At 56.3% G+C, this 13834-nt stretch carries 12 protein-coding genes; 5 read left to right on the forward strand and 7 right to left on the reverse strand.

Annotation, left to right across the window (positions count from 1 at the left end):
* Window positions 1-15 precede the first annotated feature (15 nt).
* The 3 genes from DUD43_RS13055 to DUD43_RS13065 all read right to left on the reverse strand — a co-directional run bounded on the left by DUD43_RS13055 (window position 16) and on the right by DUD43_RS13065 (window position 4465).
* The gene (locus DUD43_RS13055) at window positions 16-912 is read right to left on the reverse strand and encodes a DMT family transporter (RefSeq protein ID WP_228125787.1); all 897 of its coding nucleotides are present in this window, start codon (window positions 910-912) and stop codon (window positions 16-18) included.
* 165 nt (window positions 913-1077) lie between these two features.
* Window positions 1078-3063 carry an acetate--CoA ligase gene (gene acs / locus DUD43_RS13060; RefSeq protein WP_153230625.1) on the reverse strand — a complete coding sequence of 662 codons (1986 nt, stop codon included), beginning with the start codon at window positions 3061-3063 and terminating at the stop codon, window positions 1078-1080.
* A gap of 97 nt (window positions 3064-3160) precedes the next feature.
* Window positions 3161-4465 carry an MFS transporter gene (locus DUD43_RS13065; RefSeq protein ID WP_153230626.1) on the reverse strand — a complete coding sequence of 435 codons (1305 nt, stop codon included), beginning with the start codon at window positions 4463-4465 and terminating at the stop codon, window positions 3161-3163.
* 346 nt (window positions 4466-4811) lie between these two features.
* On the opposite strand from DUD43_RS13065, the gene DUD43_RS13070 reads away from it, so the two are divergent.
* The gene (locus DUD43_RS13070) at window positions 4812-5531 is read left to right on the forward strand and encodes a C40 family peptidase (RefSeq protein ID WP_228125788.1); all 720 of its coding nucleotides are present in this window, start codon (window positions 4812-4814) and stop codon (window positions 5529-5531) included.
* A 112-nt stretch (window positions 5532-5643) separates the two neighbouring features.
* Here DUD43_RS13070 and DUD43_RS13075 read toward each other — a convergent pair whose 3' ends face one another.
* From DUD43_RS13075 to DUD43_RS13085, 3 genes are all read right to left on the reverse strand, one after another.
* On the reverse strand, window positions 5644-5979 hold the full coding sequence (locus DUD43_RS13075; RefSeq protein ID WP_009456553.1) for a DUF2325 domain-containing protein: 336 nt from the start codon (window positions 5977-5979) through the stop codon (window positions 5644-5646).
* Between the two features lie 213 nt (window positions 5980-6192).
* Complete coding sequence (locus DUD43_RS13080; RefSeq protein WP_009456554.1) at window positions 6193-7143, reverse strand: CysB family HTH-type transcriptional regulator; 951 nt, start codon at window positions 7141-7143, stop codon at window positions 6193-6195.
* Between the two features lie 86 nt (window positions 7144-7229).
* Window positions 7230-8723, reverse strand: a complete 1494-nt coding sequence (locus DUD43_RS13085) for a CoA-acylating methylmalonate-semialdehyde dehydrogenase (protein WP_153230627.1) — start codon at window positions 8721-8723, stop codon at window positions 7230-7232.
* A 165-nt stretch (window positions 8724-8888) separates the two neighbouring features.
* Between DUD43_RS13085 and DUD43_RS13090 the strand changes: the two genes are divergently transcribed.
* A complete protein-coding gene (locus tag DUD43_RS13090) occupies window positions 8889-9782 on the forward strand; it encodes a LysR family transcriptional regulator (protein ID WP_153230628.1) in 894 nt (297 codons plus the stop codon).
* Window positions 9783-9848: 66 nt separating this feature from the next.
* On the opposite strand, the gene lptF is transcribed toward DUD43_RS13090, so the two are convergent.
* Window positions 9849-10958, reverse strand: a complete 1110-nt coding sequence (lptF, locus tag DUD43_RS13095) for an LPS export ABC transporter permease LptF (protein WP_153230629.1) — start codon at window positions 10956-10958, stop codon at window positions 9849-9851.
* 56 nt (window positions 10959-11014) lie between these two features.
* Between lptF and DUD43_RS13100 the strand changes: the two genes are divergently transcribed.
* From DUD43_RS13100 to DUD43_RS13110, 3 genes are all read left to right on the forward strand, one after another.
* Window positions 11015-12508 carry a leucyl aminopeptidase gene (locus DUD43_RS13100; RefSeq protein ID WP_153230630.1) on the forward strand — a complete coding sequence of 498 codons (1494 nt, stop codon included), beginning with the start codon at window positions 11015-11017 and terminating at the stop codon, window positions 12506-12508.
* A gap of 2 nt (window positions 12509-12510) precedes the next feature.
* Entirely contained in the window at window positions 12511-12933 is a 423-nt protein-coding gene (locus DUD43_RS13105) for a DNA polymerase III subunit chi (protein WP_153230631.1), read from the forward strand.
* An 81-nt stretch (window positions 12934-13014) separates the two neighbouring features.
* A complete protein-coding gene (locus DUD43_RS13110) occupies window positions 13015-13725 on the forward strand; it encodes a Bax inhibitor-1/YccA family protein (protein ID WP_153230632.1) in 711 nt (236 codons plus the stop codon).
* Window positions 13726-13834 lie beyond the last annotated feature (109 nt).

Genomic DNA, 13834 nt, shown 5'->3' on the forward strand with positions numbered 1-13834 from the left:
ATGGGTGGCTTTTTTTTATGTTCTTTGCGTCTTGCGAGATCGACTGGGCCAGTTCACCACGAACAGACCCAATAGAATCAGGCCTGTCCCCATCAACTCCAGTTGAGTGGGCCATTCGTCCAGCAACAACCAGGCCAGCAAGACAGTCAACGCAGGCACACCCAGGCTGGACATCCCGGCCAAGGTCGCGCTGACGCGACTGACTACGGCCATCCACAGCAGCCAACCTACCCCGGTTGCGATAACGCCCAGGTACAGTACGCCACTGAACATCTGCCATTCCATCACAATGGGACGCTGGGGAATCAGGAAGCTCAAGGGCAGAACAATCACAATCCCCAGCAAGCACTGCCAGACGGTGGCATTGAGCAGCTCGACTCGATGGCGCTCAAATAGTTGCTTGGAGAAAACCGCCCCCAAAGCCCAGCTCACGCCACTCAAGGTAGCCAGAACGGAACCGAGTATGCCGCCCATCCCTTCCCAAGGCGCGATCAGGAGCATCAAACCCAGGATGGCAGGCACCATGCCCATGATGTGGCGTTTTTGGGGACGTTGGCCCAACATGGGCCAGGACAGCAGCAAAATCCAGATGGGCATGGTGTAGGCCAGGGCCACCATCTTGCCCGCCCCACCCGCCTGCAAGGAAAACTGGCTAAGCAGTTGAAAGCCGGTGGTCTGGAAAATGGCGACGCCCAGGCTCAGCTTCCATGGCGTAGGCCGTAAATGCCCGCCTTTAAGACGCAGCACCAGCCATAAAAAAACGAATGCCACCGCATAGCGTGCTGCAATCAGATCCACTGGCCCGATGTAGACGGTCATCGCCTTCATGACGACCCAGCTCATGCCCCAGGTCAGTACCACCAAGCCCATCAGCGCCAAAGCGCCCCTGTCTGCCTGCTGTTCCCCGCTCAAACCTTTCCCCCTTTTTTGGAATTCATGGACCGATGTTTTGGCCACGGACTCAATGCTAGGCTAATTCCACACTTAGCAGGTTTTCAGTAACAAAATAATCAGAAGAAATAAAAAAACCCTGGCTCTGAAAAGAAACCAGGGTCAAACAGGAACTACCAAAAAAACTTAGTGTGCTTCGGACAACTGATCCAGAATGGCCGGATTTTCCAGCGTGGATACGTCCTGGGTGATCGGCTCGTTATTGGCCACAAAGCGCAGCAAACGACGCATGATCTTGCCCGAACGTGTCTTGGGCAGGTTTTCACCAAAGCGGATCTCACGAGGTTTGGCGATAGGACCAATTTCCTTGCCCACCCAGTTACGCAGCTCGGCGGCAATCTTGTCGGCTTCTGCGCCCGAGGGCAGATCACCATTCAGCACCACAAAAGCCACAATAGCTTCACCAGTGGTCGGGTCTGGCTTGCCAACAACGGCAGACTCCGCCACCAGCGGGTGTGCCACCAGGGCCGATTCCACTTCCATGGTGCCCAGGCGGTGACCCGATACGTTCAGCACGTCATCGATACGGCCCATGACCCAGAAGTAGCCATCCGCATCACGCTGTGCACCGTCACCGGCCAGGTAGTAGCCTTTCAGCTCAGGTGGGAAGTAGCTTTTCACGAAACGGTCAGGATCGCCCCAAATGGTGCGAATCATATTGGGCCAAGGCTTGCGAATGACCAGGAAACCGCCATTGCCACGTTCAGCTTCGCCACCCACTTCGTCCACAATAGCGACGTCCATACCGGGGAACGGCAGACCGCAAGAACCGGGTTTCAGGGGGGTTGCACCAGGCAGAGGGGTAATTACATGGCCGCCGGTTTCTGTCTGCCACCAGGTGTCCACAATGGGGCAACGCTCGCGGCCCACATTCTTGAAGTACCACATCCAGGCTTCGGGGTTGATGGGCTCACCCACCGAACCAATAATGCGCAGGCTGTCCAGATTGTATTGTTTGGGGTGAATGGCCTCGTCCGCTTCGGCTGCCTTGGTCAGGGAGCGAATAGCAGTCGGTGCGGTGTAGAACACCGTCACGCCGTGGCGTTCAATCATGTTCCAGAAACGGCCAGCATCCGGGTAGGTAGGCACGCCTTCAAACACGACTTGTGTCACACCAGCAGCCAGAGGGCCGTAAGTAATGAAGGTGTGGCCGGTTACCCAACCGATGTCGGCGGTACACCAGAACACATCGCTGTCTTTGGCGTCGAAGGTCCACTGCACGCTCAGCATGGCACCCAGCAGATAACCTGCCGAGGAGTGCTGCACGCCTTTAGGCTTGCCCGTGGAGCCGGAGGTGTACAGAACAAACAGAGGGTGTTCTGCATTCACGGACACGGCGGGGCAATCGCTGCTTTGACCTTTAACGGCATCTTCCCACCACAGGTCACGACCTTCGTGCCAGGCAACAGGACCGCCGGTGCGCTTGTACACGATGACGTGACGCACGGCTTCGCAGTCGCCGCCGCTCAGGGCTTCGTCAACTGCATTTTTCAGAGGGATGGCACGGCCACCGCGACGTTGTTCGTCAGCCGTAATGACCAGGGAGGCCCCCACGTCCACAGCACGCTCGTGCAGGCTCTTGGCCGAGAAGCCACCAAACACGACGGAGTGAGTAATACCCAAACGGGCACATGCCTGCATGGCCACAATGGCCTGCACCGACATGGGCATGTAGATCAGGGCACGTTCGCCGGTTTTGTAGCCCAGGGCTTTCAAACCATTGGCAAACTGGCAAACCTGTTCATACAGTTCGCGGAAAGTCACTTTGGTGACTTCGCCACCGTCGGCTTCAAAGATCAGCGCAGTTTTGTTTTCAGTAGGGGTGCCCAGGTGCTTGTCCAGACAGTTGGCCGAGACGTTCAGCTCGCCATCATGGAACCACTTGTAAAACGGGGGCTTGCTGTCATCCAGAACCTGGGTGAAAGGCTTGGTCCAGACCAGACGATCGCGGGCCAACTCCGCCCAGAAGCCGGGGTTGTCCTGCTCGGCTTTCTGGCAAAGCTCCTGGTAGGCCGCCATGCCAGCAATGCTTGCTTCGCGTTCCAGCTTGGGGAACACGGGAAAGACTCGGCTTTCCGACAGGACGGATTCAATAGACGTTGGACCGCTCATGGTGTTGGCTCCTTTATTTTCCAGATTTGGTGTTTTTTATGGGCCGCGCATGGGCAGCCCAGCTTAATTTTATATAAACGTAACGCGCCTTACTTACTCAATCCTGACAACTGAGATCGGCTTGATTCTTGGCCAAAATGCCACGCTGAAAATTCAAACGCGACAGGATCAACAGGCCCGCCAGAAAGAATAATCCCGTGCAGGCCAAAGCCAAACGATGGTTCCCACCGCTTAACCACGTTACCAGACCGTAAGACAGCGGACCACATACGGCGGCCAGCTGAATGGCAAAGGTCCACAAGGCGAAAAATTCAGCCAGACGACTCTTGGGTGCCAGCAAGCCCACCATGGCCCGCCCTGCACTTTGACTGCTGCCTATACATAAGCCCGCGACGGCTGCTGCAGCCCAGAAACCGGCCAGGGAGCGCGTACTGACGGCAATCCCCACCATGACCAGCCAGGCGCACAGCGTCAGTGCCAGAGCACGTCGGTGGCCGATGCGATCCTGCACATGGCCAAACAGCAGAGCGCCCACGGCTGCTGCAATATTGACGGTAAAGATCAGCGTCATGGTTTGCGCCATGGTGAAACCCATGGCCTCGGTGGCGTACACCGCCGACAAGGTAATAATGACGGCAATCCCGGCCTGATAGGCAGCGCCACATAACAACAAGGTGCGGAAATCGGGAAAATGCTGATGCACATCGCGCGCCGATGCCGTCAGGCGCGACAACATGCCCTGCTGCTCTGCCCCGCTGGGTGCGCTGCGTTCACGCAGAAACAGAAAAGAAGGCAGGGCCGACAAGGCAAACAAGGCGGCCGTAATCAGCGCAATGCCCGGCACATATTCCTGAGCCGTCCAGCCCTGTGAAGTTGCCCAGGTCAGAAACGCCAGGGACAGGCCCAAGGCCAACATGCCACCAAAATAACCAAAACCCCAGCCCCAACCGGAGACACGTCCCAAGGCGTCTGGCCGGGCAATTTCCGGCAAGAAAGCGCCGATGATGGACTCGCCTATGCAGTAGCAATAATTGGATAAAGCGATGAAAACCAGGGCCCAGACAATGTCATTGGGACCAGCCCAATACAGCATCACGGTTGCCAACACACAACCTATGGTGCTGCTGAACAAAAGCCGTCTTTTGCCTTGACGTGCATCGGCTTTTGCACCGAGCCCAGGCATGGTCAACATGATGCTTAAATACGAGGCAGACAATGCCAGTGTCCACGCCAAGGTAGCCCAGCTGCGGCCTTCAGCGATGACGCCTACAAAATACGCGCTGTAGACACTGGTCAAAATGACGGTGGTGTAGCCAGAGTTTGCGAAATCATACATAGCCCAAGCCCACAACTCGCGCAGCCGTACTCCTTCGTTTAGGGCTTTCCCTAGGGCTTGTCCCATAAATCGCATCATTCAATCCCTATAAACAGTAAAACTTCGCTCTATTTCGGCTAATTTTCGACAAGTCAGCAACAAGAGCACTGGACCCATGCACAGGGCCTGAAAACCGCTGTCAGCCGCACTTTGCAACAGTATGATTCAATCGCAAAATACACTCCTACAATGCTTTACGGTGCAATTATCATCCGGTACACTGCCAAACATTCAACGCACAGCAACGTCCGGCAAAGTATGGTGCTTTTAGCCATACTTACAGCCCTGATACCCATCAATTGCTGCTAATTTCAGCAAAAATAGGCATCAAGGTTGTGCTGCTGCCCACCAAGTCCTTAAAAAAGCCCTGGTCATGCCGCCACATTACCTGAATCCACCCGCACTTTTGCACATTACCTATCGCAGCGCCAAGTATCTTTTGTTAGCCGGCGCGCTCGCTCTGACAGGGTGTGCCACCACTGGAACTCAACAGTCCAGTCAAAGCAAAGATCGTGCAGAACTGGATCACGGCTATTACGCCGACTACGAATTCCAGACCGAGTCCGACCCGCTGGGTACTTACCTGGCCAACCGCGCTCGTAACGACATCAATATTGCTTACAGCAGCGATCGTCGCCAAGGGCGTACCGAAAGCCGCAGTAGCCAAGGTTCTTCTTCTACCCATGGCCTTGCCAACGCCGCCCTGAACTTTCTGGGCGTGAAGTACAGTTTTGGTGGCGACGCCCCCAGCACTGGCTTCGATTGCAGCGGCCTGGTGTCCTACGTGGCTGAAAAGTCCCTGGGTCTGAAGCTGCCCCGCCAATCCAAAGACATTGCCAAAGAAGGCACCTCGGTTAACCGCAGCGAGCTGCGCAAAGGTGACCTGGTCTTCTTCAATACCCGTGGCGCTCGTTTCTCTCATGTAGGCATTTACCTGGGTGATGACAAGTTTGTTCACGCTCCTCGCACTGGCGCTGTTGTACGCGTCGAGAGCATGGAAGTGGGTTACTGGAAAAAACGCTATAACGGCGCACGCCGTCTGGCCGCTGCCGATACGCAGCAGTCCGAAACCCGTCTGCGTAGCGTCAAGTAAGACTGCCCTGCTGCCAATCGGGCAGCACACAAAAAAGCCACTGTTATGAAACAGTGGCTTTTTTTTAATCTGTAAAGATTCCTTCTTTGCCCCAGTAAGTCATGCCGCCAATCTAGTGGCTCTTGGACTTACCGAGCGGACAAGATTCACAATAGCCGCATTGGGTTAAGGCTTGCTTCATGCTGCAAACCGAGCGTCGGCAGGCGACCACTCGAATACCGGACTTCAAGGCAGCGGCCCGAAAGGTTTTCATGACATTGTGACCCAGGAAGTCGGTCAGTAAAATCAACAAATCGGTGCCGGAAGGCAACTGCAGGGTTTTTTTCTGGTGCGCAGGATCACGCCCGCTAATATGATGTTTGATCGAGATATTGTGGATCTTGAGCAGGTCGGGAATGTTCCCCAGACGGTCTGCTCCAACCACGACTGCACTGACGTATTGAGACACAGGAAGCTCCATTGGCTAAGAAAGTTGGATAATGATAATCATTCTTATTATCATAGTCAATTGAGTCGATAGCTTGTTTCAATTTTTACTTATAGCCTTTGACCATAAGCCCTCACCTGCCCTGCAAAACCACGCTGACAGCACAAACAAGAAGGGCCACCGTGTGATCGCGGTGGCCCTTCTTGCTATCTGAACAGCAGCGGTATGTACGCTTTACAGCGGGCCACCAGCCTGTTTCTCGTCCAGAGCGCTCAGCACCACATCGCGGGTCAATTCCGGTGCCAGCATCTCCAGCAATTCAAAAATATAGTCACGCAGGAAGGCCCCGGCTTTCACCGCCACCTTGGTATGGTGCGCACCAAACAAATGCCCTGCTGGCAAGCCAACCAGACCCTTGTCACGACGTGGGTCGAAAGCAATGCCTGCGATAATACCGATACCCAGACCAACATCCACGTAGGTCTTGATCACGTCAGCATCAATGGCCTCCAGCACAATGTCCGGAGTGATGCCGTGCTTGGCAAAGGCCTCATCAATCGAACCCCTACCCGAGAAAGCATGGTCGTAAGTCACGATGGGGTATTGCGCCAGGGTTTCGATGGACAACTGCTTGTTGGCAGGCAGATCAGCCAGCGGGTGATCCGGTGTCACCACCACCGTATGCTCCCAGGTGTAGACCGGCAAGGCGACCAGACCCGGCGTCAGGGCCAGGGTTTCAGTAGCGATGGCCACGTCAGCCTGCTCGTGTATCACCATCTGGGCCAGCACAGGCGGGCTGCCTTCAGCCAAGGACATATGGACCTTGGGAAAGCGACGGCGGAATTCAGGGATCACCTTGGGCAGCAAATATCGTGCCTGGGCGTGGGTACAAGCGATCACCAAGGTACCTTCATCACGGCGGGCGAAGTCGTCGCTGACACGCTTGAGGTTGTCGATCTCGCGCATGATGCGGTCAATCACCTCTGCGACGGCTTCTCCCGGTCGGGTCAGGCCCTTAATGCGTTTTCCATGACGTTCAAAAATCTTGATGCCCAGTTCATCTTCGAACTCGATGATCGCCTTGGATACCCCCGGCTGGGAGGTGTACAGCGAGCGAGCGGCTTCAGTCAGATTGAAGTTACGTCGGATGGTCTCTCGGACAAAGCGGAATTGTTGAATATTCATATGTTAATAGCCCCAGGTACAGGGCTATTATATGTAATAAGGAACAGCTCGCTTATTGCATTAAGTTATATATATAGATTCAACAATTACGTCATGCTGATTGTTGTATTCATCGTATTGGCGTGAGCCTGCCAACGAGCCGTGACAGTTTTGGTCTGTGTCCAGAACTGAACCGCTTGTTTGCCGTTCGGGCCCAGGTCGCCCAGCTTGGACGCGCGCGAACCAGTAAAGCTGAACCAGGCCACAGGCACAGGGATAGGAATATTGATACCGATCTGGCCCACGTCGATACGGTTCTGGAAGTAGCGTGCATGGCCACCGTCCTGCGTGAAGATGGACACGCCATTCCCGTTGGGGTTGCGGTTAATGAATTGCACCGCCTCCTCCAGCGTGTTGACGCGCACAATGCACAGCACGGGTCCGAAGATTTCTTCTTCGTAAATGCGCATATCAGCTTTCACATCATTGAAGATGGTTGGGCCGACAAAGTTGCCGCTTTCATAACCGGGCACTTTCACGCCACGGCCATCCAGCACAAGGCTGGCGCCTTCCTGTACACCGGCTTCAATCAGGGATTCCACACGCTGACGAGCACGCGGCGAGACCAGTGGGCCCAGGTCGGCCTGACGGTCTGTACCGACATTGACCTTCATGGTGGCAGCACGTTTGACCAGCTCATCGACCCACTCACCGCTTTCACCCACCATCACGGCAACCGAGATCGCCATGCAACGCTGGCCGGCCGCACCAAAGGCAGCACCCAGCAACTGGTTGATCGCCACGTCACGATCCGCATCAGGCATCACGATGCAGTGGTTCTTGGCACCCATCATGGCCTGCGAGCGCTTGCCCGCTTCGGTGGCACGACGGTGAATTTCAGTACCAACGGCAGTGGAGCCAATAAAGGACACCGCCTTGACCTCAGGGTGAGTTACCAGCGCATTGGCAATATCGGCACCACCATGGACCACGTTCAGCACGCCTGGAGGCAGGCCAGCTTCCAGAGCCAGCTCGGCCAGCATCAGACTGGCACTGGGATCCTGCTCGGAAGGCTTGAGCACGAAGGTATTACCGCAAGCCACGGCCAGCGGGAACATGAAGCAAGGCAGCATCACGGGGAAGTTGAACGCTGTCACGCCTGCGCACACGCCCAAGGGCTGGATCAGGGTGTAGACGTCAATACCGCCTGCGGCGTTTTCTGCGTATTCGCCCAATTGCATGGAAGCAATGGAACACGCATATTCGATTACTTCCAGGCCACGGCCTACTTCGCCTTCAGCGTCTGGCATGGTCTTGCCGTGTTCGCGCGAAATGGCTTCAGCCAGCTTGGCACTGTTTTCACGCACCAGACGCTGCAGATTCAGCATGACGCGCATGCGAGCGCCCTGGCTGGAGTGACGCCAGCTTTCATAGGCTTTGGCCGAGCTGGCAATAATGGTTTCCAGCTCTTCCATCGTGGCGTAAGGCACTTGGGCCACTACTTCCTGGGTGGCTGGATTGAGCACGTCGTCCCAACGAGTGCTCTTGGATTGAACATGTTGTCCATCGATCAGCAAAGGTACACGAACCACTTCCGTCATAGCATGTCTCCAATGAATTGCTCAGGCGGCTAAGCCTTATTTGTTATCCCACTTGTATGAGGGTTCTCATCGAGTGTAGAAGCCTCAAGACCCGTTTACCATGTTGAAAAATGCACAGGAGCTGGGCATTTATGCACAAGTCTTTTTCAGGGCGGGCTCGTCACGATGGACTGGGATAATCTGCGTTACTTTCTGGAAGTGGCCCGTTGCCAACGTATCAGCGTTGCCGCTCAACGGCTGGGGGTGCAGCACAGCACCGTGGCTCGCCGTATCCAGGCGCTGGAGCAGGAACTGGGCTTGCGTCTGTTTCATAAGTCCACGGTCAGCGGCTATAGCCTGACTAGCGAGGGACAGAATCTGCAGCAACGCATGGAGCCGGTAGAAAGCCGTTTGCTGGCGGCGCGGGATGCGATCACCGGCAAGGCCAGACCCTTGACGGGCAAGCTGCGACTGGGCTGCACCGAAGCCTTTGGCAGCTATGTGCTGACGCCCTTGCTCAGCATTTTCCAGGCCCAGTATCCGGAGCTGACCCTGGAGCTCTTGCCTGTCCCCCGCCCTATCAGCCTGTCGCGCCGGGATGCCGACCTGGCGATTGCACTGGAACGCCCCCAACGCGGTCCGTACTGGTGTACACGTCTGGCTGATTACAGCTTGCGGCTCTATGCTCATCAGGATTATTTGAATAGCCACCCGCCCATAGAAAGCGTGCAGGATTTGTCCCAGCATCGCTTTATTGCCTATGTGGATGATCTGGTATTCAGCGACAGCCTGCGCTATCTGGAAGAAATCGTCAGATCTGCCGCCGTGCGCTTTCGCAGCACCAGCGTGATTGCGCAGTATCAGGCTACCTTGCAGGGACAAGGGATTGCCGTCCTGCCCTGCTTTCTGGCAAAAACCGATCCGCGCCTGCGCTGCGTTTTACCGAATGAGGTGGAACTGCGACGCCGATTCTGGATGTTCTGCCATGAAGAGCAGCGTCAAAACCCCAGCCTGACCCGGCTCTGGCATTTTCTGAAGCAGTCAGTGGAAGAGCGGCAAGACCTGCTGGATGGGGCTTAAGCCGCCAAACCGATCAACAAGTCATTCGACAGGCACAAAAAAGGGGCTGGATGCCCCTTTTGCCGATCAAGTTGTTGCTGGCGGTTTAGGTGCCTTGATGCGCAATTTACGCCACATCATGAAGACCATGATCAGCAGGAAGATCGCGTGGACCAGCCACAAACCGATTTCAAAGCCCAATTGGCCGTTACGGATCCAGCCGCGCGACAGGTTGATCAGGTTCATGTAGAGCAAACCAACCAGACCGGCCACCAGAATATTGCCGGAGCGACCCATACGAGGATTCACCGCCCCCAAGGGGATCGCCAGCAAGGCCAGATTCAAGGCTGCCAAAGGCAAGGCCACCCGCCACATGATCTGCGAGCGCGCCTCGGCATCATCATCACTGAATAACAAGGTAGTTTGACGAGCCTTGATCTGCTGCTCGGCCCGAGCGCGGATGGTTTCAGCGGTATTACCCGCATCTCGGCTTTCCAGGCGCATGCCATAGCTTTCAAAGTCCACCATGCGGAATTCGGCCTGACCGGGCTTCAGGTCGTAGCGATGGCCTTCACTCAAGACCAGAAAGCGGTCGCCATTGGGCTGCTCTTCCATGCGGGCACTTTGCGCGGTCACAATGCTGAGCCACTGCGGGTCGATCACGCGGGCAATCACATTCCCCAGCTCATCCCCTTCTTTTTCCGGGGAGTCCGCGTAAAACACACGAGCGCCATCATCGGACTCAATAAACTGCCCGGCGGTGACTTTGCTCAGGTCCGAGCGCTGCTCAAAACGTTGGCGGTATTCAGCAATCTGGCGATAGGCCCAGGGAGAAGCCTGCAAAGTCAGCACGGCAATCAGGATGGCAGTCGGCACCGCACACTGCAACACAGGCGTTACCCAGTTTTTCAAGGACAGGCCGCTGGCAAACCAGACCACCATTTCGGATTCCCGAAAGCTGCGCGTCACGGTGGTGAGCACGGCAATGAACAGGGAAACGGCCAGAATAATCGGCAAGGCGGTAATACTGGAAAAGGCGGCCAGACCCAGCACCACGTCAGGGCCAATCGTGCCATTGGCCGCTTCGCCTAACAAACGCACCAGAAGTACACTAAGCCACACAATCAGCAAAGTGGACAGTACAACGCCACTGTGACTTAAGATTTCGGATACCGCAGAGCGTTTAAATAGAGACATATGAGAATTTGCGAGATAATCGCAGGTACGATTTGCGACACACTGAGGATAGTTGAATGGAATTTAGCACACAGACATCCGCTTCTTTGCACCAAATTAAGACGGCCGCACTAGGCGTAGGCGTCTTTGCCGAGGGCATTCTAAGCCCCGCAGCGGAACTTATCGACCGCGCCAGCAACGGAGCTGTGAGCGCTGCCGTCAAAGCCGAGTTTAAAGGCAAGCCCAATACCCACCTGGTGCTGCGCAATCTGCCCGGTGTTAAGGCCGAACGCGTTATTTTAGTCGGCTTAGGCGCTCAAGAGGAATACAAAGCAGCAACTCATACGCAAGCCCAGGCCTGCCTGGCTTCTTACTGCCTGAAAGCAGACCTGAAAGAAGCCGTTTCGGCCCTGGCCAGCATTGATTGCAAAGGCACCACCTTGCGCAGCCGTGCTCAGGATGCTGCCGTGGCCGTATGCCGCGCCAGCTACCGCTACACGGCCACGTTCAGCAAGCCCGAACCTGCTCCCCAGTTGAGCCAGTTCCTGCTGTGGACGGCCCGCACCCAGGCCAGCGAAGCCAAGGCCGGGCTGGAACAAGGTCAGGCCATTGGTAACGGTGTGAACCTGACCCGCTTGCTGGCCGACCTGCCCGGCAATATCTGCACCCCCACCTACCTGGGCAAGACTGCCAAGCAGCTGGCCAAGGAATTCAAGACGCTGAAAGCCGAAGTGCTGGAGCGCAAGCAGATTGAAGCCCTGAAGATGGGCTCGTTCCTGTCGGTTGCCAAGGGCTCGGATGAACCCCCAGCGTTCATCGTGCTGCGCCACACCCCCAACACCAAGACCAAGCACGAGGACGGCCCTATCGTTCTGGTGGGTAAAGGTCTGACGTTCGACTCGGGCGGTATCTCCATCAAGCCAGCCGGCAATATGGACGAGATGAAGTACGACATGGGCGGTGCTGCCAGCGTTCTGGGCACCATGCGCGCCATTGCCGAGCTGAACATTGACCGCGAAGTGATCGCTGTGGTGGCTTCGTGCGAAAACATGCCTAGCGGCCGCGCCAACAAACCAGGCGACGTCGTAACCAGCATGTCCGGCCAGACCATCGAAATCCTGAACACGGACGCCGAAGGCCGTCTGGTCCTGTGCGATGCCCTGACCTACGTCGAGCGCTTCAAGCCCGCCGCCGTCATCGACATGGCCACCCTGACCGGCGCTTGCGTGGTCGCTCTGGGCCACGTCAACACTGGCCTGTTCTCGACCGACGACGCCCTGGCCGACGAGCTGATGCAAGCTGGCAAGCAAACAGGTGACACCGCATGGCGCATGCCCATGGACGACGCCTACCAGGAGCAACTGCGCTCGAACTTCGCTGACATGGCCAATATTGGTGGCCCACCAGCCGGTTCGGTAACCGCTGCTTGCTTCCTGTCCCGCTTCACCAAGGCATACCGCTGGGCTCACCTGGACATTGCCGGTACAGCATGGCGCAGTGGCAAGGACAAGGGCGCCACAGGCCGTCCCGTGCCTTTGCTGGTTCAGTACCTGCTTAATCAGTGTCGCTAAGCATGACACGCGTCGATTTCGCTTTCGGCGCGCCAGATCGCTTGCGCATGGCCTGCGAGGTCGTGCGCAAGCACTACGAGGCGGGCCGTCAGGTGGTGGTGTATCTTTCCGATGCCCGCCAGCTGGCCCGTTTCGATCGTCTGCTCTGGGGCTTTGAATCCACGGCTTTTGTCCCGCACGTAGGTGTGGAGGACACCCTGGCAGCCACCACCCCTGTTTTGTTGACCAGCACCGCCCCCGTGCCCGCTGGTGGGCAAAGCTGGCTGTTGAATCTGGATGCCCAATGCCCGCCCGGTTTTGAACAATTCCCGCGTATATTGGAAATTGTGTCTGAACAGGAAGCCGACCGTACCCAGGCTCGCGAACGCTGGCGTGTGTACCAGACACAGGGCTGCCAAGTGCATGCTCATAAACTGGGTGCTTGAATAATAAAGAAGATTCTTGATTATTCAGGTAGTTGTCAGTTATTCTTGACCACTGATCTCTCTGTATTCTAAGGACTCATCATGAGCGAATTTCGTCAATCAAGCTTGCCTGAGCATAACGGCACCCTGGGCGCCCAGTCGCTGATTGCTCGCAATCGCGTCCTGCGCAACACCTACTGGCTGCTGGCCCTGTCCATGATTCCCACCGTGCTGGGAGCCTTGCTGGGTCTGTCTTCGGGCATTAACCGGGTTATGGGCGCCAGCCCAGGCCTGAGCGCCATTGTTTTCCTGGTCGGTGCCTTTGGCCTGATGTTCCTGATCGAAAAGAACAAGAACAGCTCGCTGGGTGTCGCCCTGCTGATGGCCTTTACCTTCTTCATGGGCGTGATGCTGTCGCGTCTGCTGGGCTTTGTCCTGGGTATGGGTAATGGCGCACAACTGATCATGCTGGCCTTTGGCGGTACCGCCGCGGTCTTTGGTGCCATGGCAACCATTGCCAGCACCACCAAGCGTGATTTCTCCGGCATGCAGAAATTCCTGTTTGTCGGTGCCGTCATCTTGCTGGTTGCGGCCCTGGCCAACATCTTCCTGCAACTGCCTGCGCTGATGCTGACCATCTCCGTGATGGCTATCGGTATCTTCTCGGCCTTCTTGCTGGTTGACCTGCAGCGTGTCATCAACGGCGGTGAAACCAACTACGTGTCGGCCACTCTGGCGATCTACCTGGACGTCTACAACATTTTCAGCAACCTGCTGATGCTTTTGGGCGTGCTGGGCGGTAACCGCGAATAAGATCGCGAACCCCGCACTCCCCAAGCCCCCTTTTCGAAGGGGGCTTTTTTTATTCCTTCCAGGTTCAAGCACATTTGGCTTGAAAACCCGCTCATGCCCCTCATCTGCT

It is taken from the genome of Alcaligenes faecalis (assembly GCF_009497775.1).
Lineage (GTDB): Bacteria > Pseudomonadota > Gammaproteobacteria > Burkholderiales > Burkholderiaceae_B > Alcaligenes > Alcaligenes faecalis_D.

Coding starts and splice junctions, on each gene's coding strand:
- DUD43_RS13065 (WP_153230626.1), bottom strand. CDS start 4,465: ATGGGACAAGCCCTAGGGAAAGCCCTAAACGAAGGAGTACGGCTGCGC.
- DUD43_RS13090 (WP_153230628.1), top strand. CDS start 8,889: ATGGACTGGGATAATCTGCGTTACTTTCTGGAAGTGGCCCGTTGCCAA.
- DUD43_RS13070 (WP_228125788.1), top strand. CDS start 4,812: ATGCCGCCACATTACCTGAATCCACCCGCACTTTTGCACATTACCTAT.
- DUD43_RS13105 (WP_153230631.1), top strand. CDS start 12,511: ATGACACGCGTCGATTTCGCTTTCGGCGCGCCAGATCGCTTGCGCATG.
- DUD43_RS13110 (WP_153230632.1), top strand. CDS start 13,015: ATGAGCGAATTTCGTCAATCAAGCTTGCCTGAGCATAACGGCACCCTG.
- DUD43_RS13080 (WP_009456554.1), bottom strand. CDS start 7,143: ATGAATATTCAACAATTCCGCTTTGTCCGAGAGACCATCCGACGTAAC.
- DUD43_RS13100 (WP_153230630.1), top strand. CDS start 11,015: ATGGAATTTAGCACACAGACATCCGCTTCTTTGCACCAAATTAAGACG.
- lptF (WP_153230629.1), bottom strand. CDS start 10,958: ATGTCTCTATTTAAACGCTCTGCGGTATCCGAAATCTTAAGTCACAGT.
- DUD43_RS13085 (WP_153230627.1), bottom strand. CDS start 8,723: ATGACGGAAGTGGTTCGTGTACCTTTGCTGATCGATGGACAACATGTT.
- acs (WP_153230625.1), bottom strand. CDS start 3,063: ATGAGCGGTCCAACGTCTATTGAATCCGTCCTGTCGGAAAGCCGAGTC.